The organism is Saccharopolyspora endophytica (genome assembly GCF_018070075.1).
Lineage (GTDB): Bacteria > Actinomycetota > Actinomycetes > Mycobacteriales > Pseudonocardiaceae > Saccharopolyspora > Saccharopolyspora endophytica.
Genome location: NZ_JAGPXE010000005.1, coordinates 168,174 through 188,623, shown reverse-complemented (window position 1 = coordinate 188,623; position 20,450 = coordinate 168,174). Strand labels below are relative to the sequence as shown.

Sequence of the window (20,450 nt, the reverse complement as noted above, 5' to 3'; positions counted from 1 at the left end):
CCTCCCTCGTCGGCGGCGCGCTGGCAAAACGTTCGAAATCATGACATCCCCTGCCGGGACGATCACAATCGTGATCGTAGAGGTCGCCATGTGTGCATCCACGATGGAGAATCACCTCGGCGTTCGATGATCACGACCTGCTCGGGAGGACCCCTGTGCAAGTACCCGGGCCCGACACCCGCGTCGTTGAGCTGCGCGTGCACGGAATTCTCGGCACCACCGGCGACGAGCTGACGGATTCGGTGGCGTCGGTGGACGTGGCCGGCGACGGGGTGGGTCGCATCATGCGGCCGGCCGACCGGCTGCGCCGACCCGTTCCGGGCCCGATGCTCAACGCCGGTGACCGCTCGGTGCCCCGGATCGTCGAGGGCTACGTGTGGGGCGCGATGACCTCCGGTGGTCTGGCGAAGGCGACCTGGGCCCTGCTGTTCCCGTTCGCGCTGGCCAACATGGCGCACTGGATGCTGCCGCCGACCCGCACCGCGAACCCGCTCAGCCGGATGCTGGGCTCGGTGCTGCGCGGGCTTCTGCGGTTGTCGGCGCTGCTGCTGACGATGCTGCTGGTCGCGCAGCTGACCGTGATCACCCTGGACCTGGTGGCGGCGCAGTGCCTGGCGCCCGGCGCGCAGTGCATGAGCTTCATCCCGGACGCGCTGCGCGGTGTCGACGTGCTGCGCTCGACCGCGCTGCTGCTGCCGGTGGCGCTGGCGGTGCTGCTCATGCACCGGCTGTCCACTGTGTCCTGGCGGGTGTCCGCGCCCAAGAAGGACAGCCCGCAGCACTCCGCGCTGGCGCCGATGCTGCCGGGCGAGAACGTCGTGTCCGATCCGGACACCCCGGCCCTGCGGGCGCTGCACGTGACGGCGGCTCTGTCCACTGTGGCCCTCGTGGCGCTGGGCGGGCCGCTGGCTCCGAGCTTCGATCCGCGCTGGCTGGTCGCTGCCTCGCTGCTGGTCCTGTCCGTCGTCGGCACCGCCGGGCTGGACGATCCGGCCGGGATGCGGGAGACGAGCAAGGTCTTCCGGACGCTGCTCGGGCGGCGGGCGCGGCAGGTGCTGATGTCGGTCGGCGGTGTGCTGGTCGCTTCCGTGGCGCTGCTCCCGGGTGAGCTGAGGGGCCCGCTGCCCGGTTCGGGTTCGACGATCGACGCGATCACCGCGCTGCTGGTGCTGACCTGCGTGGCGGTCGCCGTGCTGCTGGTCCCGGCGTCGCTGCTGGCGCGGCCCGAGTGGAAGTCCTCGCCGAAGCAGCTGCGGCCGTGGGCGGGCGGCTGGATGACCGCGCCGGTGCTGATGCTGGCGACGATGCTCGGCAACGGGTTCGGCGCGGGCCTGGCGCTCAGCGTCCGGGAGACGCTGAGCGTGCCGCGGGCACCGGGCGCCGCTCCGCTGCTGCTGCCCGCCGCGTTCGACGACGTGACGTTCTTCTGGGGCAGCGCCGTGGTGCTGCTGGCCGCGTCGCTGCTGCTGGCGCTGCCGTGGCTGGTGGTCCGCCGGTTCCGGCGCAGCGAGGACGGCGACCCCATCCCGGACGAGGTGGCGCTGCTGCACGCGGGTCGCAAGGAGGACCAGCGCAAGGCCGCGAGCGCCTGGAAGTTCGCCGATCTGCAGCGCCGGTACTCCCACCAGCTGTTCCTGGTGATCGCCGGGGTCTTGACGGTCAGCACCGCCGCGAGCCTGGCGGCCCGGTTCGCCGGGATGCCCAGCGTCGGCTGGTTGAGCGCGATCGGCGTGGTGACGCTGGCGGGTCTGGCGGTCGGGTTGCTGCGCACGGTGTTCCTGGCGGCGACGAAGCGGGACACCGCGCGGGTGCTGGGCGTGCTGGGCGACCTGGCGCTGTTCTGGCCGCGCGAGGCGCACCCGGTGGTGCCGCCGTGCTACGCGCTGAAGGTGATCCCCGAGCTGGCCGACCGGGCCGCCGAGCACCTGTCCGACCCGAACACGCGCGTGGTGCTGGTCGGGCACAGCCAGGGCAGCCTGCTCGCCGCGGTCGCGGCCGCGCGGCTGCTGGAGAAGCTGCCGGAGCAGGACCGCGAGCGGGTCGGTCTGGTGACGGCCGGTTCGCAGTTGCAGTGGGCCTATCCGCGCGCCTTCCCGGGCGTGGTGCCGCATTCGGCGCTGCGGGACCTGGCGGGGTCGATGGGCGACCGGTGGCGGTCGCTGTGCCGCGGCACCGATCCGCTGGGCGGGGCCGTGACCACCTGGAACCGGCAGGTCTACAACGGGATGCTGATCGGCGTCGGTCTTCGCGGCGACGGCACCGAGGGTCCCCTGCCTGCGGCGACGCGCGGACCGACCGGTGCGCTGGTGCTCGGTGGCGATCACTGGTTGCCGGACCCGCAGCGGGGGCCGTTCTCGTGCCGCCGCTGGGTTCCCGGTGTGCTGGGGCATTCCGACTACAGCGGCGATCCGGAGTGGGATCGCGCCGTGGCGATGGCGGCGGGCCTGGAGCGTCCGGTGCGCGGTGCGGCGCTACCGCTGTCGACGCCGGAGGCTCCGCAGATCCCGTCCGCGCCGGATCCGCACTCCTTCGGCGCGTCGCTGTCGCCGCAGGGCGACGACGGCGGGTCGATCACCGATTCGGTCGAGGACCTGCCCCGGCGCACGCCGGGTGAGACGGCGGAGGCCGCCAGGACCAAGCGCTCCAGGCCGGTCATCCCGTTCCGCAAGGGCGGGTCGGAGACCGAGGTCCCGGAGCAGCAGGCGCACGAGGAACCGGCCCCGGAGCCCGTCGAGGACGCCCCGGAGCTGCCCGCGCAGCAGGGCTCCGAGGCCCGCTCGGAGCCCTCGACCCTCCCGGAGATCACCGAGCCCCGGGGCCGCATCGCCCCTTGGGAGCGCGGCGCCTCCCTCCGCTCCGACAGCTGACACCACCGCAGGGGGCCGCGCCGCGAAGGCGTGGCCCCCTCTTCTTCATCGGTGGCCACGGCTTCGACGTCCCCGGGCGGTTGGTCGGAACCGTCCCTGGTTGACGGCCGTCTCGCCCGGTCACTTCGGACCAACTCCGCCCGCTGCCGCGGAGGACGACGAGCCCTGAACGCAACAGCGGCGCCCTCCCGGAGAAGGGCGCCGCTGTCGGGTGTTGCTCGGGCTAGCTGGTGACGGAGCCGCCGTTGGCGACGTCGCCCTCCTTGCCCAGGCGCGAGTGCGACCGGCCGTAGAGGAAGTAGATCACCACACCGGCGATCATCCACACCAGGAACCGGACCCAGGTCAGCGCGGTCAGGTTCAGCATCAGCCACAGGCAGGCCAGGATCGCCAGGATCGGCACGAACGGCACCAGCGGGGCGCGGAAGCCGCGCGGCAGGTCCGGACGGGTCCGCCGAAGCACGATCACACCCAGCGAGACCAGGATGAACGCGAACAGCGTGCCGACGTTGACCATCTCCTCCAGCTTGTCCGCCGGGAAGAAGGCCGCCGCCAGGACGACCACGACGCCGACCAGGACGGTCGCGCGCATCGGGGTTCCGGCGGTGGAGGTCTTGGCCAGGCCCTTGGGCATCAGGCCGTCGCGGGACATCGCGAACAGCACGCGGGTCTGGCCCAGCAGCAGCACCATGACCACAGTGGTCAGACCGGCCAGCGCGCCGACGGAGATGATCGCCGCCGCCCAGGTCACGCCGTGCTGCGCGAACGCGGTGGCCAGGGTGGCCCGGGTGCCGTCCTCGGTGGTCGCCAGGTCGGTGTAGGGCACCATGCCGGTGACGACCAGCGCGACCGCGACGTAGAGGACCGTGACGATCGCGAGGCTGCCCAGGATGCCGCGCGGGGCGTTCTTCTGGGGGTTCTTGGTCTCCTCCGCGGTGGTCGCGACGATGTCGAAACCGATGAACGCGAAGAACACCAGCGAGGCACCGGCCAGCAGGCCGAACATGCCGTAGGTGCTGGTCTGACCGCCGAGCATCAGCGACAGCAGGGACTGCTCGATCGCCGGGCTGTCCTCAGTGGCCTGTTCGGCCGGCGGGATGAAAGGCGTGTAGTTGTCGGCGTTGATGTAGGCGAGGCCGACCACGATCACCAGCAGCACGACGGCCACCTTGATGATGGTGATGACCAGCGACACCCGCGCGGACAGCTTCGTGCCGACCGCCAGCAGCGTGGACAGCACCACGACCAGCAGCAGTGCGCCCCAGTCGAACTGGAGCGGCCCGAGCGGCAGCGAGGTGGGCACGCTGAGCCCGATCAGCTTCAGGACCTCTTCGAGGTACACCGACCAGCCCTTGGAGACGGCCGCCGCGGCGACCGCGAACTCCAGGATCAGGTCCCAGCCGATGATCCAGGCGATGAACTCGCCGAAGGTCGCGTAGGAGTAGGTGTAAGCACTACCGGCGACCGGCACCGTCGAGGCGAACTCGGCGTAGCACAGCGCGGCGAGCCCGCAGGCGATCGCGGAGAGCACGAAGGCCAGCGACACCGAAGGTCCGGAGACGTCACCCGCCGTGCGTGCCGCGAGCGTGAAGATGCCGGCACCGATCACGACCGATACGCCGAAGACGATCAGGTCCCAGGTGCCCAGATTTTTGCGTAGTTTTGTGTCCGGCTCGTCGGTGTCGAGAATGGATTGCTCTACCGACTTGGTTCGCCACAGCCCAGTGCCTGGCACTGTCGCCTCCTCATCAAGTCCCAAGTGTCGCGGGGTGGAACGCACCCTAACCCGCTCGTGTCGCTCCAGGTAACGGTCGACTAGTGTTCGCCATAGTTTTCGTTAACCCGTTGTGATGACAAGACGGTGTCTTGTGTCAGGCCGTGATCGTTCGGCCACGGTCGAGGTCCGGTTCCAGGTAGATCAGACGAGCCGCCGGAACGTTCGCCCGGATCCGCTTTTCAGCACCATCGATCTCGGCGGCGACTTCCGCAACCGAGAGTGACTCGGTGAAGCAGATCTTCGCGGCGATCAGCAGCTCATCGGGTCCGAGGTACTGGGTGCGGATGTGGATGACGCGCTCCACGCGCTCGGACTCCACCTGGCCGACGATCTCGTCGAGCACCTCGCGCCTGGCGCCCTCGCCGATGAGCAGGCTCTTGGTCTCCACGATCAGCACCACCGCGATCACGCCGAGCAGCACGCCGATGCACGCGGTGCCGATGCCGTCGAAGACCGCGTTGCCGGTCAGCACCGTCAGCCCGACACCGCCGAGCGCCAGCACCAGGCCGACGAGCGCGCCGAGGTCCTCCAGCAGCACCACCGGGAGCTCGGGGGTCTTGGACTGGCGGATGAACTGCCACCAGGTCAGCTCGCCCTTGATCGCGCGCGATTCCTTGATGGCGGTCAGGAAGCTGTAGGTCTCCAGGCCGATCGCGATCACCAGGATGAGCACCGCCACCCACGCCGACTCCAGCGGCTCCGGGTGCTGGATCTTGTGGATGCCCTCGTAGAGCGCGAACACCGAACCCAGGGTGAACAGCATCAGCGCCACGACGAACGAGTAGAAGTACCGGTCCCGGCCGTAGCCGAACGGGTGCTCCTCGGAGGCCTTGCGCTGCGAGGTCTTCTGACCGAGCAGCAGCAGCCCCTGGTTCGAGGTGTCGGCGAGAGAGTGCACCGACTCCGCCAGCATCGACGACGAACCGGTGAACAGGAATCCACCGAACTTGGCCACCGCGATTCCCGCGTTGGCGGCCAATGCGGCGAGGATGGCCTTGGTCCCGCCCCCTGCTGACACGTTCTCCTCCTGCGATCCGGCTGCGATGTCGGGAGGAATCTACCGGGTGTCCGGCTCGATCAGGGGCGGAGTGAACCTAACCGTTGTGCGAGATGGCTCTCGAGAAGGACCCGGCCGCGGCTCGGAAGATCTGGGCCTGCCCGTCCGGATCCAGTTCGGCCGGGCGGACTTCCACCGCCGGGTCGCTGGCGGCGAGCCACACGGAGTGGCCGCGGTGCAGGACCAGTTCGCGCGGCAATGAACCGTTGCCCGGATGACCGCTGGTCAGGCGAACGCTCCCCTTGGTGCACAGCAGTATCTGCGGACCGGGCGAGTCCAGGTGGACGGTGCCGGACTCGGCCGGTGTCCAGTCCAACCGGGACAGCTCGAACTCGTCAGCCGGGGTGCGGTAGGCGGTGAGGTTGGCGTCCAGCGACTCGCCCTTGAGGACCCGCATGTCACCGCACGAGAAGTCCAGCACCTTCAGCAGTTCCGGCACGTCCACGTGCTTGGGCGTCAGGCCGCAGCGCAGGATGTTGTCGGAGTTGGCGAGGATCTCGATGCCGGTGCCGTGCAGGTAGGCGTGCAGGTTGCCGGCGGGCAGGAAGATCGCCTCGCCCGGCTGCAGCACGATCCGGTTCAGCAGCAGGCTCGCCAGCACTCCCGCGTCGTGCGGGTAGGCCTCCCCCAGCTCCAGCACCGTGCGGCACTCCAGGGCGAACTCGCCGCGCTCCCTGACGTGCGCGATGCAGGCGTCCAGCAGCTCCGGCAGCACGTCGCGCAGGTAGTGCTCGGGCAGCGTGATCCAGGTCGTGAACAGCGCGCGCAGACCGCTGGCGTCCGGTTGCGCGGCCAGCAGCTCGCGGTGCGCGCGCAGGCTGGGCACGTCGAGCGCGTCGAGCAGCCGCACGGTGCGCTGGGCCTCGCGGAACCCGGCGAGCGCGTGGAACTCGGTGAGCGCGCAGATCAGCTCGGGCTTGGCCGTCGGGTCCGGGTAGTTGCGGTTGGGCGCGTTGCGCGCGATCCCGGCCCGCTCCTCCCGGGAGAAGCCCTCGGCGGCCTGCTCGGCGGAGGGGTGGGCTTGCAGGCTCAGCGGCTCGTCGGCGGCGAGGACCTTCATCAGGAACGGCAGTCGGCCGCCCCAGCGGCGCACGCACTCGTCGCCCAGGTGGTGCGCGGGTTCGGAGTCCAGCAGCGACAGCAGCGACACCTCGTCCCCGTCGGGTCGCAGCACCCGGGACGGGTCACCGGGGTGAGCGCCCATCCACAGCTCTGCTTCCGGGTGCGGGGTGGGGACGGGCCGACCGAGCAGATCCGCAATAGCGGTGCGCGAGCCCCAGGCGTAGGGGCGCACCGCGTTTCGCAGTAGCTCCACAGTCGTTCTCGCTTCCTCGTTCTCGCGCTTGCTCGTCCGGCCAAGCACACCTCGCCGGGCGGGCGTGCGGCATCGGGGAGATCCCGGGTTCTCGGTGCGGCTCGCCTCAGCTCATGGCCAGGGCCGGCCAGCCCGGGCCGTTGAGGGTGCCCGCGGCCAGGCCCAGGTACACGGCGGCCAGGTCGAACCGGGCGGCCAGGACCGCCGCGCGCAGCAGCGGGTCGGCGCGCACCGTGTCCCCCGGTACGACCACGTCGGCACCGGGCAGGTCCCGCGCAGCGGACCGTTCGAACACCTCCCCCTGGTCGTTGTGGCGCGTGCTGATCAGCAAGGCCCTCAGCTGCGCCCCCGGCTCGTCCTCGGGGTCGGCGAAGATGTCGGCCTCGGAGCCGGCGGACGCGGCGGCGCGGTGCAGCGCGCGCTGCACGACCGCGTGCGGGTACTCGGCGACGTGGGCGGGAACGCCCGCGTGCGCGCCGAGCGCGAACGCACCGTGACCGGCCACGGCGGCGGCGACGGGACCCAGACCCCACAGCAGCGGGGTGCGGTCGGCCATCCGCAGCGCCAGCGACTTGGCCGGGTTGCTCAGCGACTCGTGTCCGGGGTGGGCGCGCTCGGCTTCCCGGTCGAGCTCTTCGGCGAGCTCGTCGGTGTCGAAGTCCAGCAGGTCCAGGGCGCGGAAGGTGCTGATCCCGGCGGCGAAGACGTAGGCGAAGGCGAGCGCGGGCGGCACCGGCACGCGCGGCACCAGGATCTTCGCGCGGCCCGCGCCCGCGGCGGCGACAGGACCTTCGGAGGGCACCGCGAGCACGACGCTGGCGGTGCGGCGGCAGGCGGTGGCCACGGATTCGGCGAGCGCGACGTCACCGACGTCGTCGGTGTGGGCGAACACGACGTCCAGCGGCCCCACCCAGGACGGCAGCTCGTCGGAGATCACCACCGGGACCGGGCAGCGGGCGCCGGTGAGCGCGACCAGCAGGTTCGCCACGCTCGTGGACACACCGGGCCTGGTCAGCAGCACGACCGCGCGCGGGCGGCCGTCGGCCAGGTCGTCGAGGCCGGCTTCGGCCGCGGTTTCGGCGGTGGCGCGCACCTGCGCGCCGGAGAGCGCGGCCAGCCTCAGCAGGCCGCCGGAATCGACGTCGGCCAGCCTGGCCGGGTCGTCGAGGAGACTGTCGTCCAGCACCGGCGCTTCACCCCTCCCCGGCGCCGCCGGGAGACCCGCCCCCGACGGCCTCTTCCAGCAACAGCACCGGAATGCCGTCCCGCACCGGGAAACCGCGGCCGCAGGAAGCGCAGGTCAGGTAATCGGCCTGCGCGTCGTCGGCCAAGCCGGGCCGCAGCGCGCCGTGCTGCTCGCACGGGCAGGCCAGGATCTCCAGCAATTGCGCTTCCAGGTCAACGGCCACGTTTTCCTCCCCAACTCGCGCGCTTCGGCGAGTGTCGCTCATCAGTGTCGACGTCGGTTCATCCGCGGATGACCGCGAGCACCTCGTCGCGCAGCGCGGTCATGGCCTCAGTGTCCCTCGCCTCGACGTTGAGCCGGAGCAGCGGTTCGGTGTTGGACGGGCGCAGGTTGAACCACGATCCGTCCGACAGCTCCACGGTAAGCCCGTCGAGCTCGTCGACAGAAGCGCCATTCCGGTCACCGAAGGTGTCGGCGACGGCGCGCATGCGGGCCTGCTGGTCATCGACCGTGGAGTTGATCTCACCGCTGGCCTCGTAGCGGGAGTAGTCGGCCATGAGCTCCGACAGCGGCGCGTCCTGGCCTCCGAGGGCGGCCAGCACGTGCAGCGCGGCCAGCATCCCGGAGTCGGCGCGCCAGAAGTCGCGGAAGTAGTAGTGCGCGGAGTGCTCGCCGCCGAAGATGGCCCCGGTCTCGGCCATCGTCTGCTTGATGAACGAGTGGCCGACGCGGGTGCGCACGGGCTTGCCGCCGAGCTCGGAGACGATCTCCGGCACGACCTTGGAGGTGATCAGGTTGTGGATGATCGTCCCGCCGGGTTCCTTGGCCAGCTCGCGGGCGGCGACCAGCGCGGTGATGGCGCTCGGGGTGACCGGCTCGGCGCGCTCGTCGACCACGAAGCAGCGGTCGGCGTCGCCGTCGAAGGCCAGGCCCGCGTCCGCTCCGACCTCGCGGACCTTGGCCTGCAGGTCGACGATGTTGGCCGGGTCCAGCGGGTTGGCCTCGTGGTTCGGGAAGGAGCCGTCGAGCTCGAAGTACATCGGCACGAGTTCGACCGGCAGGTCGGCGAACACGGTGGGCACGGTGTGCCCACCCATGCCGTTGCCGGCGTCGACGACGATCTTGAGCGGGCGGATGTCGCGCAGCTTCACCAGGTCGAGCAGGTAGGCCGAGTACTCGGCGACCATGTCGCGCTCGCTGGTCGAACCCTTGGCGCCGAGGAACTCCGGCACGCCGTGACCGACCAGTTCGCGGATCTCGGACAGGCCGCTGTCCTGGCCGACGGGCGCCGCGCCCGCGCGGCAGAGCTTGATGCCGTTGTACTGGGCCGGGTTGTGGCTGGCGGTGAACATCGCGCCCGGCAGCTCCAGCTTGCCGGAGGCGAAGTAGAGCATGTCGGTGCTGGCCAGCCCGATGTTGATGACGTCGACGCCCTGGCCGGTGACGCCTTCGGCGAACGCCTGCGCCAAGCCGGGCGAGGAGTCCCGCATGTCATGGCCGATCACCACGGCCGGTCCGCCGACCAGTCTGGTGAACGCCGCTCCGATCTCCCGCACGACGTCGGCATCGATGCCTTCGCCGACCACTCCGCGGATGTCGTAAGCCTTGACGATCCCCGACAGGTCCCGCACGCTGCACCCTCCCCGGTTCCCAACCAACGTGGTTGGCAGCCTACCGGCGATCGGCACGTCGTTGGCAGCATCCGGTTTGACCAGAGCTGTTCGTCACGATCTGTTCACTCGTCCACCGGGTCGGGCAGCGCCCGCAGGTGCGCGCGGCGGCCACCTCCCGGGGCGCTGACCTGCGGTTCCACCGGCCTGTCCGGTCTGCCCGCTTCGCGCACGGCCTCGGCCAGCGCGGTCAGGTCGTCATCCGACGGGGTCGGTGGCGCGAACTCGCCTTCGTGCCGGACGACCTCCCAGCCGTTGGGAACGGTGAGCCGCAGCGCGTGCGCCTCGCACAGGTCGTAGCTGTGCGGCTCGGCATAGGTGGCCAGCGGTCCGACGACCGCGGTCGAGTCCGCATAGGCATAAGTGAGCGTGGCGACGGCCGGGTTGACACACCCGGTCCGCGAGCACCGCCTCACGCTCCGCACGCCACGCACGATAGCGCCTCCTGTCCACCTCGCGGCGCAGGCACGCGGAATCTCTTTCACGAGCCACGCCGAACACCAGTTTCCACCCTGCCCCCCGCCGAGTTGATGGGGTGTCTGCTTTCGGCGAACAGCCGGTCGCGATCACCACCGGAAATCCCCGTGCCGGTTGTCCCGGCCCGGGTTGCCGAGGGCGTACCCTCAGCCCGTGGTGACCGCACGTGGATCTCGGCGTCGAACCCGCTACCGGCGGGATCGGCGCGGCCGTGGCCTGCGCGGACCGCTGTACCCCTCCTCGGTCCCGGTCTCGCGCAGCCGTTCGCAGCGCTTCGACGCGCTGGTGCTGGAAGCGCTGGAACCCATCGAGCAGCGCTGGCACGCCGAACTGACCCAGCTCGATGTGGCCGTCGACGAGGTACCGGAGATCAGCACCACCGCTCCGGAGAAGGTGACCTGGGACGACGACGTGGTCGTCGACGCCAACGTCCCGCTCGCCAGGCTCGTCCCGGCAGGCGTGGACAAGCGCGGCCTGCCCACGCGCGCCCGCATCGTGCTCTACCGCAGACCGCTGGAGGCCCGCGCTCGCGACGGCACGGACATGGCCGACCTGCTGCACGACGTCCTCGTCGAGCAGGTCGCGACCTACCTGGGCCTGGACCCGGACGTCATCGAGGGGCAGTGACGCCCTTGCGGCGCCGCCCGGGGATCGCCGCGATCACCGTGAACAGCACCACCGCCGCCTGCACCACCAGCAGCGTGGTGCGCGGGAGCTCGGTGTAGCCGACCTGGACCTCGGCGGCCTGCTGCGGCAGCGGCACGGCGACCTGGTGGCCCCACGCGGTGGCCAGCGGGACGCGCTCGCCGTTGACCGTGGCGTACCAGCCGGGCTCGTTCTCGGCGCCGAGCACCAGCGCGCGCCCGGTCCCGCCCTCGGAGATCCGCACGGTGAACGACGGCAGCTCGGCGTCCACCGGCAGCGGGCGCGCTTCCGGGGCCGGGCCGGGTTCGGTCTGGGCCTGCCTGGACAGGTCGGGGCCGACGAGCTTCACCGGCGTCGCGGGCAGCAGCAGCCGCAGCTCGCGGCCCGGGCCGGTGAGGCGGCCGTCGTCGACGACCATGTCGTAGGCGAGTTCGGGCAGTCGCGAGTTCGCCGGGACGATCACGTGGTCGGCACCGCGGGCGGCGACCGCGGCCAGCGCTCGGCGGACCCGCGCGCTGTCGTCGCTGCGCAGGTCCTCGTCGACCTGGCGCAGCCAGTCGGCGGCGGTGCCCGCCGGGGCGAGGTCGTCGTCGCCGAAGCGAGGACCGCTGCCGGTGATCAGCCGGGCGGGTTGTGGTCCCGGCTCCAGCACCAACCGGGTGCCGGTCGCGGGAGCGTCCTGGTGGACCCGCAGCGGGCCCGAAGCGATGCCGATCGCCGAGGCACCGCCCAGCGCGAGCAGCCCCACGGCCAGCACAGGCGCGGTGATCTTCCAGTTCAGCGCGGGCATCGTCGCGAACAGCACGATCCCGGCGCACCCGGCGGCGACCAGCACCAGCGGGCCGCCCGTCCAGCCGGGGCTCGCGACGCCTCCGGTGAGCGGTTCGGTGGACACCGTGCCGATGACGACGGCCGCCAGCCAGCCGAGCAGGGCGACTCCGGCACCGGCCAGCATCCGGGCGTCCCAGCAGATCGCCAGCGCCAGGATCGCGGCCAGCACCAGCAGCACCCCGAGCGCGCCCACCGCCGAGCCGTCCGGGCTGAGCGTGGCCAGCAGCACCGACGCGGGCTGCTCGACGAGGCGGGCGCCGAGCCCGTGCACCAGGACCTCGGGGTGGCTGAGCATCAGCACCGGCCACGGCAGCAGGCAGGCCACCGACAGCAGCACGAGCGCGACGAGCCCGGCGGCGCGGCGGCGTCCGCGCAGGCCGTTGCCGGGGACGAGCACGTGCGCGAGCAGCGCCAGCACGATCAGCGACAGGTGCACCGCGGGCGCGAAGGCGCCGAGGACGGCGAGGCCGAACGCGGTGAGGCAGGCGGTGCCGAGCCACTGGCCGTCGGAGCGGCGGATGACCGCGGCGATCCCGGCCAGCAGCGGCGGAACCAGCACGTGCGCGACGACGACGTCGAGTCGTCCCTGCCCGGCCGAGATCGCGGCGGCCGGCAGGAGCGCGTAGGCACCGGCGACCAGGGCGCGGCGCAGCGGGGAGGCGTCGACCGCGCGGGTGGCGAGGTAGGCGCTCAGCCCGGCGAGCGGCACGCCGAAGAGCATCAGCGCGGCGACCACGACCGACGGTCCACCTAGGACGGAGCCCAGCAGCGCCAGGACGACCAGCGAGGGCGACGCGGGTGAACCGGTGCCACCGCCGACGGCGTGCCACGCGCTGAGGTAGTCGCTCCAGGTGGTGGCCAGATCAGCGGTCGGCAACAACCGGCCGCCGGACAGCGTTCCGCCGAACCGGTCCGCGATCAGCGCGTTGACGAGCGCGAAAACGACGAGAACGGCGGTCATCGCGGTGCCGGGCGAGCGCAGCGCCGACAGCGCCCGCTCGCGCGGTGAGCGGCGGTCCGGCTCCGGGGTTTCCCCGGTGGCCTCGGCGTCCGCGGACTCGCGTGGTGACGGCGTCGGCTGCTCGGCCGGCTCGCTTCGCTCAAAGACGAAGCGGCGCAACGACTTCAGGCCCTGCAACCGCGACTTCGACGGCTCGTCCACCCGCGCTGGTCCTCCCGCTCGTCCGAACCACTACGGCCCGAACGGTAATGCACGCGGAACGTCCAGCGGGCTGGGTGTGACGACCTCTCGTGCCGTTGCGGAGCGAACGCGACGGACGCGACGACGACCTTCGCGGCTCGCACCGCTGCGGGTCGAGCGCGGAAACAGCCGGTCAGACCGCGCGGCGCTTGAGCTTGCGGCGCTCGCGTTCCGACAGACCGCCCCAGATGCCGAAGCGCTCGTCGTGCTGCAGCGCGTATTCCAGGCACTCGGAGCGGACCTCGCAGCCGGCGCAGATGCGCTTGGCCTCGCGAGTGGATCCGCCCTTCTCCGGGAAGAACGCTTCTGGATCGGTTTGCGCGCACAGCGCGCGCTCCTGCCACTCCTGCTCTTCTTCCATCTCGAAGAGCTCGGCCAGCGCGTCGAACTCCGCGACCGTTGCGGTGGCGGTGGCGTCCCCGCGCTCCGCGAGACGGCTATCTCCTGATTCCCACATGACTCCCCCGATTTCTCCCCGTTATCCCGCCGGTCCTCCCCAGGACCGGAACAGGACGCACTCCTGCTCGCAGGTTTCCGGTCCCGATGCCGGGACCAGAACGCATCGACGGCGATGCCGTCGCCGACCGCTCACACCGCCGCCCTCTCACTGCCGGCGACGTGCCGATCGACCTCGTGTCCAGCCGGGTTCTCCCGCTCCCGGCCGACCGCCGAAACGAGCACCGCGCCGCAGCGAGGCGATCGGTTTCAACAGCGAATGACACTGCTGTGATTACACCCGTGTAGCTCCTTGCGGTCAAGCCGGGACCATCCGTAGGGGGACATCCGGATCTGCGGATCCCCAGGTCCGGCCGCCCCAACCAGACCCGCGCGTTCAGCACAGGGCCAGTGGTCCGTACGGCGCATCGCGCTGCGCCAAGATCATTAATACCACCCCTGATCGATCACCGCTGTCCGAATCCGATCAACACGCGCACGGCGAGTCGTGGAGACTTGGACCGTGACTACCTCCGTCGCGCGGGTCAGCCCGCTGTTCCTCGGCATCGTCGCCGTCACCGCGCTCGGCGGTGTTCTGACGACGTTCACCAACACCACCGCTCTGACCAGTGGCGTCATCCTGCTGGTGCTGGGCGGCTGGGCGGTGTCGCTGTGCCTGCACGAGTTCGGGCACGCGGCCACCGCCTACCGCGGTGGTGACTGGTCGGTGCGCTCGAAGGGCTACCTGACGCTGGACCCGCGCCGCTACACCGATCCAGTGCTGAGCATCATCCTGCCGTTGATCTTCGTGGCCATCGGCGGCATCCCGCTCCCCGGCGGCGCGGTGTGGATCAACCACGGCGCCCTGCGGGGCCGCCGGATCGAGTCGATGGTCTCGCTGGCGGGACCACTGACGAACCTCGCGCTGGGTCTGATCCTGACGACGATCATCGCCCTCGTCCCGATGCCGATCGGGCTGACGGCCGGACTGTCCTACTTGGCCTTCCTGCAGGTGATCGCCTTCGTGCTCAACATCCTGCCGGTTCCCGGCCTCGACGGGTACGGCGCGATCGAGCCGTGGCTGTCGGCGCCGGCGCGGCGGTTCGGCGAGAAGGCCCGGCCGTGGGCTCCGCTGGTGCTGTTCCTGCTGCTGATCGGTGTTCCGCTGGTGGGCAGCTGGTTCTTCGAGCTCGCCTACTTCGTGTTCGACCTGGTCGGCGGGGACTCCGCGATGACCTCGCTGGGGCAGACCTTCTTCCGGAGCATCTTCGGCGGCCTCTGAGTCCACTGACCGGGAGCGTCCGGGTTCGCAGACCTCGCCGGGGAGGGGCGTGCGAGGATCGGTGGTGTGAAGGTCGTAGTTCTGGTCGGCGGCGTCGGTGGCGCCCGTTTCCTGCTCGGAGTCAAGGCGGCGCTCGGGCTGCCCGCCATCGGCGAGGCCGAGAGTTCCGAACACGAGATCACCGCGGTGGTCAACGTGGGCGACGACGTGTGGATGCACGGGTTGCGGGTCTGCCCCGACCTCGACACCTGCATGTACACGCTCGCCGACGGCATCGACACCGCCAAGGGCTGGGGCCGGGTCGACGAGACCTGGTCGGTCAAGGAGGAGCTCGCGGCCTACGGCGCGGAGCCGACCTGGTTCGGCCTCGGCGACCGCGACATCGCCACCCACCTCGTGCGCTCCCGGATGCTGCGCGCGGGCTACTCGCTGTCGGCGGTGACCGAGGCGCTGTGCGACCGCTGGCGGCCGGGGGTCCGGCTGCTGCCGGTCACCGACGACAGGGTCGAGACGCACGTGGCGATCGACGACCCGGACACCGGTGAGAGCCGGGCGGTGCACTTCCAGGAGTGGTGGGTGCGCTACCGCTCCGAGCCGGAGGCGCACGCGATCGTGCCGGTCGGCGCCGACGAGGCCAAGCCGACCCCCGAGGTGCTGGACGCGATCGCGCAGGCCGACGTGGTGCTGCTGGCCCCGTCGAACCCGGTGGTGAGCATCGGAACGCTGCTGGCGGTGCCCGGTTTCCGCACCGCGCTGCGCGAGACGAAGGCCGCCGTGGTGGGCCTGTCGCCGATCATCGGCGGCAAGCCGCTGCGCGGGATGGCCGACGCGTGCTTGAGCGCGATCGGCGTGGAGACCTCGGCGGAGGCCGTCGGCCGCCACTACGGCGCGCGCGGCGACGCGGAGGGAATCCTGGACGGCTGGCTGGTGCACAGCGACGACACCGCCGACGTGCCCGGTGTGAAGGTGCGCTCGGTGCCGCTGCTGATGTCCGATGTGGACGCCACCGCCGCGATGGCGCGGGCGGCGTTCGACCTCGCTTCGGAGAAGGCATGACACCCAGGGATCACGCGGCGACCGGGGGCCTGCAGCTGTTCGCGGTGACGGGGTTGCCGGAGTTCGTCGAGGGGGACGACCTGGCGGCGTCGATCTCGGCGGCCGCTCCCTGGTTGAGCGGCGGTGACGTCCTCGTCGTCACCAGCAAGATCGTGTCGAAGGTCGAGGGCCGGATGATCACCGCGCCCGAGGACCCCGAGCAGCGCGACGCGCTGCGGCGCGAGCTGGTGCTGTCGGAGTCCACGTCGGTGCTGGCCCGCAAGGGTCGGACGCTGATCACGCAGAACAAGCTCGGCATCGTGCAGGCCGCGTCCGGTGTCGACGCCTCGAACGTCGCGCAGGACCAGATCGCGCTGCTCCCGGAAGACCCGGACGCCTCCGCGCGCCGGTTGCGCGACGGCATCGCCGCGCGGCTGGGCGTGCAGGTCGCCGTGGTGGTGACCGACACGATGGGCCGGGCCTGGCGGGTCGGGCAGACCGATGCGGCCATCGGCTCCGCCGGTCTGGCCGTGCTGCACCGCTACGCGGGCAGCACGGACGCGCAGGGCAACGAGCTGGCCGTCACCGAGGTCGCGATCGCCGACGAGATCGCCGGTGCGGCGGACCTGGTCAAGGGCAAGCTCGGCGGCATCCCGGTCGCCGTGGTGCGCGGGCTGACCACTGCGGACGACGGTTCGACGGCGCGAGACCTCGCCCGGCCGGTCGAGGAGGACCTGTTCCACCTGGGAACGGCCGAGGCCATCGCGCGGGGACGGCGGGAAGCCGTGCTGGTGCGCCGCTCGGTGCGCGAGTTCGCCGACACCCCGGTGGCGGAGGAATCGCTGCGGCGCGCGGTCGGCGCGGCGCTGACCGCTCCCGCTCCGCACCACACGCGCCCGGTGCACTTCGTGTGGCTGCGCGACCGGCCGCTGCGGGTCAAGCTGCTCGACGCGATGCGCACCGCGTGGCTGGAGGACCTGCGCGGCGACGGGTTGTCCGAGCAGGCGGCCCAGCGCCGGGTCAACCGCGGGAACCTGCTCTACGCGGCGCCGGAAGTGGTGCTGCCGTTCCTGGTCCGCGACGGCGCCCACACCTACCCGGACGAGGCTCGCTCGGACGCCGAGCGGCAGATGTTCACCGTCGCGGGCGGTGCCGCGGTGCAGGGACTCCTGGTGTCGCTCGCCGCCGAGGAGCTCGGCTCGTGCTGGGTCTCCTCGACGATGTTCTGCGCCGACGTGGTCCGCAAGGCCCTGGACCTGCCGGAGAACTGGGAGCCCCTCGGCGCCGTCGCGGTCGGCCACCCGGCGACCCCGGCCGAGGGCCCGCGACCGCCGCGCGACCTCGACGACGGATTGGTGGAGCTGTGAGCGGACCGCACGCGGACGCGACGCGGGTGCTGCGCGATTGGCGCCCGGCCGACCCGCAGCAAGAAGCCCTGCGCCAGGCGTTCCTCACGCTGCTCGACGCCCGCGAGGACGCCTGCCTGCGCGCCTGCGAACCCGGGCACGTCACGGCCTCGGCGGTGCTGCTGGACTCCGCGGGCGACAACGTGCTGCTCACCCTGCACCCCCGCGTGGGCCGGTGGCTGCAGCTGGGCGGGCACTGCGAACCGGAGGACGACACGCTCGCCGGTGCGGCGCTGCGCGAGGCCACCGAGGAGTCCGGGATGACCGGTCTGGTGGTCGATCCGGAGCCGGTGCACCTCGACGTCCACCCGATCACCTGCTCGCTCGGCAAGCCGACCCGCCACTTCGACGTCCGCTACGTCGTCCGCGCCCCGGCCGGCGCCGAGCCCACCCGCAGCGAGGAATCCCTCGACCTGCGCTGGTGGCCCCTGACGACCCCGCCGGAGAACACCGACCTCGGCCCGCTGCTCACCGCGGCGAGGGCATGAGCGGCTCAGGCCGATTCGTTGAAGACGGCGGCTTCCAGGCGCCGCAGTCGCGCTTCGACGCCGTTCGGCTCGGAGCGCACCAGCGCGGACTCGATCAGCGCCCTGATCCACGCCGTCGTCTTCACGTCCTCGGCAGCGGCTCGTTCGCGAACCTGGTCCAGCAGTGATTTCGGCAGGCGCAACGACGTGGTGATCATCGGGTCGGGCTCTGCGGGCTCGTCCTCCCAGTGCCCCGACTCCATGACCTCCGCCATGTCATGGCTTCCGTAGTACTCGGCGAGCTTGTCCAGCTTCGTCATGTCACTCACCTTCTCTTACGCCGGAAGGCGTTCTCTGAGCGTCATTTCGCGGGCGGTCACGACGTACCAACGCCCGTCCGCTCCGTCCGCAAGGACGACCATCAGGTGACAGCCGGACTGCGTGCGCCCGAAAAGCATGGTCGCACCGCCTGGGCCTCGCACTACCCATTGCGGCCTGCTGCCGATCACGTCCTCGACCTCGCCCGGGTGGACGCAATGTCGAGCGATGTGGGCCTCAGACCGTTCGGTCCAACAAATCTCACGCACGACCAGAGTAGAACACGACGCATTGCATTGCAATGCGATTCGCGCAGCAATCCACCCACCGGGATGTTCGCCACGCAAGCGGGGTCGGTCACTCTCCGTGGTCAAAGGATGAGAGGTCGCGCCGAGGAAAGGTGGGGTGAGCTCAGAACGCCCGATAGTCGCGCACGGGGAAGCGCGGGGCGTAGCGGGGGCGGTGGACGCCTGCCGCGGCGAGGTAGCGGACCGCTCGGTGGCGGTGGCCTTCGTAGGGGCTGAGCGCGCGGAGCATCCCCTCGTCGTCGAGGGGCCGGCCGACCAGGGCGGTGCCGACGATCGTGGGCAGGTGGAAGTCGCCGACGCTGACCGCGTCGGGGTCGCCCCAGGCGCGCTGCGCGACCTCGGCCGCCGTCCACGGGCCGATGCCGGGGATCTTCTGCAGGAGGTCCCGGCCGGCCTCACCGCGGAGGACCACGGCCTTCTCCAGGCTGCGCGCCGACGAGGCCGCCGCGAGCAGGGTGCGGCGACGGGCTCCGTCGATGCCCGCGCGATGCCACTCCCAGTCCCGGATCTCGCGGACCTGCCGCGGATCGGGAGCCGTCCACAGCTTCTCCACCGGCCCGGGTGCGGGGTGGCCGAAGCGGCGGCACAGCTCGCGCCACGAGCGCCACGCCTCCCGGTTGGTGACCTTCTGCTCCAGGATCGCGGCGACGAGAACGTCCCACACGCGGCCCGACGAGCACAGCCGCATGCCCGACGCCGCCCGCACCCCTCGCGTCACGACGTCGTGGGCGGGGGCGAACCCGCTGTCGTCGTCGGAGGCGCCCAGCAGGTCGGGGACTCCCGCCAGCAGCGCTTCGGCTCCCGGGCCCCACGCGGATGCGCGAACGGTTCCCCCGCTCGCACGACGCAGGCGCAGCGTCGCGGGGCCGTCGGCGGTGGTGCTGGCCCACCACAGCTCGCCCGGCTCGACGCGGGTCGTCGGGTCGCCGCTGCCGCGCCGCAGCGGCGACAGGACGCGGACCAGGTCCAGCGGGTAGTCGTGGTGCCAGTCACGGGTGAGGGGTTCGTTCATAGCGCTCAATCCGCCGAGAACCGTACTCCGTTCGGCGGAAGCTCGACGCCGGGCCAGATCCGGATCCCGGCCAGCAGCTCGCAGTCGGCACCGACCGTCGCGCCGTCACCGATCACCACGTCGCGCAGCACGGCCCCCGCACCGACCCGCGCACCGGCTCCCACCACGCAGCGCTCCACGACCGCGCCGTCCTCGACCGCCACGCCCTCGAAGAGCACCGAGGCGCTGACGTGGGCATGGGAACCGATCTCGCAGTTCTCCCCCACGGTGCTGCCCGCGTCGACGACCGCGTCCTCGGCGACCTTCGCACCGTCGAGCACCAGCGCCTGCCCGGTCGGGCCGGGCAGCGCGTCGGACGGGGCATTGCCCAGGACGAGGTCCGCGCTGCCGCGCACGAACGCTGCAGGGGTTCCCATGTCCAGCCAGTACGAGGCGTCGACGTAGCCCTGCACGCGGGCTCCGGAGGCGAGCAGTTCGGGGAAGGTCTCTCGCTCGACCGACACCGGTCTGCCGGTGGGGATGCTCTCGATCACCTCTCTTCGGAAGACGTAGCAACCCGCGTTGATCTGATCGACCGGCGGGTTCTCGGTCTTCTCCAGGAAGTCGGTGACCCGCCCGTCCGCGTTGGTGGGCACGCAGCCGAAGCGGCGCGGATCGTCGACCTTCACCAGGTGCAGGGTGACGTCGGCCGCCGTGTCGCGGTGGGTGTCGAGGAGCTCGGCGAGGTCGACGCCGGAGAGGATGTCGCCGTTGAACACCAGCACGTCGTCGGCGGTGAGCCGGTCGGCGACGTTGCGGATCGCTCCCGCGGTGTCCAGCGGTTCGGACTCCACCACGTACTCGATGTGCAGGCCGAGGTCGGATCCGTCACCGAAGTGCTCCTCGAAGACCTCCGCCTTGTAGGAGGTGCCGAGGACCACGTGCTCGATGCCGATCGCGCGGATCCGGGACAGCAGGTGGCGCAGGAACGGCACCCCGGCGGTCGGCAACATCGGCTTCGGTGCGGACAGGGTCAAAGGCCGGAGCCGGACCCCCCGACCGCCCACCAGCACGACCGCTTCCGCCTTCGGGCGCGGCTCGGCCGGGGTCTGCGCATCCGCGGACATCGGCGTCGTCCTCCTCTACCTGACCTAGATCAATGACGAAAACCCATTGGGGGGA

The 20,450-nt window shown here is 71.4% G+C and carries 18 protein-coding genes; 6 read left to right on the top strand and 12 right to left on the bottom strand.

The window, feature by feature from the left end; genetic code table 11:
• Window positions 1–155: 155 nt before the first annotated feature.
• On the top strand, window positions 156–2,867 hold the full coding sequence (locus KBO27_RS14525) for a lipase family protein (RefSeq protein ID WP_210970526.1): 2,712 nt from the start codon (window positions 156–158) through the stop codon (window positions 2,865–2,867).
• A 223-nt stretch (window positions 2,868–3,090) separates the two neighbouring features.
• On the opposite strand, the gene KBO27_RS14520 is transcribed toward KBO27_RS14525, so the two are convergent.
• From KBO27_RS14520 to KBO27_RS14490, 7 genes are all read right to left on the bottom strand, one after another.
• The gene (locus tag KBO27_RS14520; protein ID WP_210970525.1) at window positions 3,091–4,602 is read right to left on the bottom strand and encodes an amino acid permease; all 1,512 of its coding nucleotides are present in this window, start codon (window positions 4,600–4,602) and stop codon (window positions 3,091–3,093) included.
• 136 nt (window positions 4,603–4,738) lie between these two features.
• Window positions 4,739–5,662, bottom strand: coding sequence for a cation diffusion facilitator family transporter (locus tag KBO27_RS14515; protein WP_210970524.1), 924 nt, complete (start codon window positions 5,660–5,662; stop codon window positions 4,739–4,741).
• A gap of 76 nt (window positions 5,663–5,738) precedes the next feature.
• A complete protein-coding gene (manA, locus tag KBO27_RS14510) occupies window positions 5,739–7,016 on the bottom strand; it encodes a mannose-6-phosphate isomerase, class I (protein WP_210970523.1) in 1,278 nt (425 codons plus the stop codon).
• Between the two features lie 106 nt (window positions 7,017–7,122).
• The gene (locus tag KBO27_RS14505; protein ID WP_210970522.1) at window positions 7,123–8,202 is read right to left on the bottom strand and encodes an SIS domain-containing protein; all 1,080 of its coding nucleotides are present in this window, start codon (window positions 8,200–8,202) and stop codon (window positions 7,123–7,125) included.
• Between the two features lie 7 nt (window positions 8,203–8,209).
• Window positions 8,210–8,425, bottom strand: coding sequence for a Trm112 family protein (locus KBO27_RS14500; RefSeq protein WP_165939659.1), 216 nt, complete (start codon window positions 8,423–8,425; stop codon window positions 8,210–8,212).
• Between the two features lie 58 nt (window positions 8,426–8,483).
• Complete coding sequence (locus tag KBO27_RS14495; protein WP_210970521.1) at window positions 8,484–9,833, bottom strand: phosphomannomutase/phosphoglucomutase; 1,350 nt, start codon at window positions 9,831–9,833, stop codon at window positions 8,484–8,486.
• A gap of 104 nt (window positions 9,834–9,937) precedes the next feature.
• Complete coding sequence (locus tag KBO27_RS14490; protein WP_207920057.1) at window positions 9,938–10,297, bottom strand: DUF3499 domain-containing protein; 360 nt, start codon at window positions 10,295–10,297, stop codon at window positions 9,938–9,940.
• 205 nt (window positions 10,298–10,502) lie between these two features.
• Here KBO27_RS14490 and KBO27_RS14485 point away from each other — a divergent pair, with 205 nt between their 5' ends.
• Window positions 10,503–10,976: a metallopeptidase family protein gene (locus tag KBO27_RS14485; RefSeq protein ID WP_199740591.1), complete on the top strand. Its 474-nt coding sequence runs from the start codon at window positions 10,503–10,505 to the stop codon at window positions 10,974–10,976.
• On the opposite strand, the gene KBO27_RS14480 is transcribed toward KBO27_RS14485, so the two are convergent.
• Both KBO27_RS14480 and KBO27_RS14475 read right to left on the bottom strand, forming a co-directional pair.
• Window positions 10,960–12,987, bottom strand: coding sequence for a hypothetical protein (locus KBO27_RS14480; protein WP_210970520.1), 2,028 nt, complete (start codon window positions 12,985–12,987; stop codon window positions 10,960–10,962). The two genes, KBO27_RS14485 and KBO27_RS14480, sit on opposite strands and share 17 nt — an antisense overlap.
• 172 nt (window positions 12,988–13,159) lie before the next feature.
• Window positions 13,160–13,387, bottom strand: a complete 228-nt coding sequence (locus KBO27_RS14475) for a WhiB family transcriptional regulator (protein ID WP_145744635.1) — start codon at window positions 13,385–13,387, stop codon at window positions 13,160–13,162.
• Window positions 13,388–13,984: 597 nt separating this feature from the next.
• On the opposite strand from KBO27_RS14475, the gene KBO27_RS14470 reads away from it, so the two are divergent.
• From KBO27_RS14470 to KBO27_RS14455, 4 genes are all read left to right on the top strand, one after another.
• Window positions 13,985–14,743, top strand: coding sequence for a site-2 protease family protein (locus KBO27_RS14470; RefSeq protein WP_210970519.1), 759 nt, complete (start codon window positions 13,985–13,987; stop codon window positions 14,741–14,743).
• A 66-nt stretch (window positions 14,744–14,809) separates the two neighbouring features.
• Window positions 14,810–15,799 (top strand): 2-phospho-L-lactate transferase, encoded by a 990-nt coding sequence (gene cofD, locus KBO27_RS14465; protein WP_210970518.1) that lies wholly within the window; start codon window positions 14,810–14,812, stop codon window positions 15,797–15,799.
• Window positions 15,796–17,145 (top strand): coenzyme F420-0:L-glutamate ligase, encoded by a 1,350-nt coding sequence (locus tag KBO27_RS14460; protein ID WP_210970517.1) that lies wholly within the window; start codon window positions 15,796–15,798, stop codon window positions 17,143–17,145. Before cofD ends, KBO27_RS14460 begins: the two co-directional genes overlap by 4 nt.
• Window positions 17,142–17,672 carry an NUDIX hydrolase gene (locus KBO27_RS14455; RefSeq protein ID WP_210970516.1) on the top strand — a complete coding sequence of 177 codons (531 nt, stop codon included), beginning with the start codon at window positions 17,142–17,144 and terminating at the stop codon, window positions 17,670–17,672. Before KBO27_RS14460 ends, KBO27_RS14455 begins: the two co-directional genes overlap by 4 nt.
• A gap of 5 nt (window positions 17,673–17,677) precedes the next feature.
• Here the strand turns inward: KBO27_RS14455 and KBO27_RS14450 are convergent, their stop codons facing one another.
• The 3 genes from KBO27_RS14450 to manB all read right to left on the bottom strand — a co-directional run bounded on the left by KBO27_RS14450 (window position 17,678) and on the right by manB (window position 20,395).
• Complete coding sequence (locus tag KBO27_RS14450; protein ID WP_210970515.1) at window positions 17,678–17,971, bottom strand: hypothetical protein; 294 nt, start codon at window positions 17,969–17,971, stop codon at window positions 17,678–17,680.
• 409 nt (window positions 17,972–18,380) lie between these two features.
• A complete protein-coding gene (locus KBO27_RS14445; RefSeq protein ID WP_210970514.1) occupies window positions 18,381–19,289 on the bottom strand; it encodes a DNA-3-methyladenine glycosylase family protein in 909 nt (302 codons plus the stop codon).
• Between the two features lie 5 nt (window positions 19,290–19,294).
• Entirely contained in the window at window positions 19,295–20,395 is a 1,101-nt protein-coding gene (gene manB / locus KBO27_RS14440; protein WP_210970513.1) for a mannose-1-phosphate guanylyltransferase, read from the bottom strand.
• Window positions 20,396–20,450: the final 55 nt, after the last annotated feature.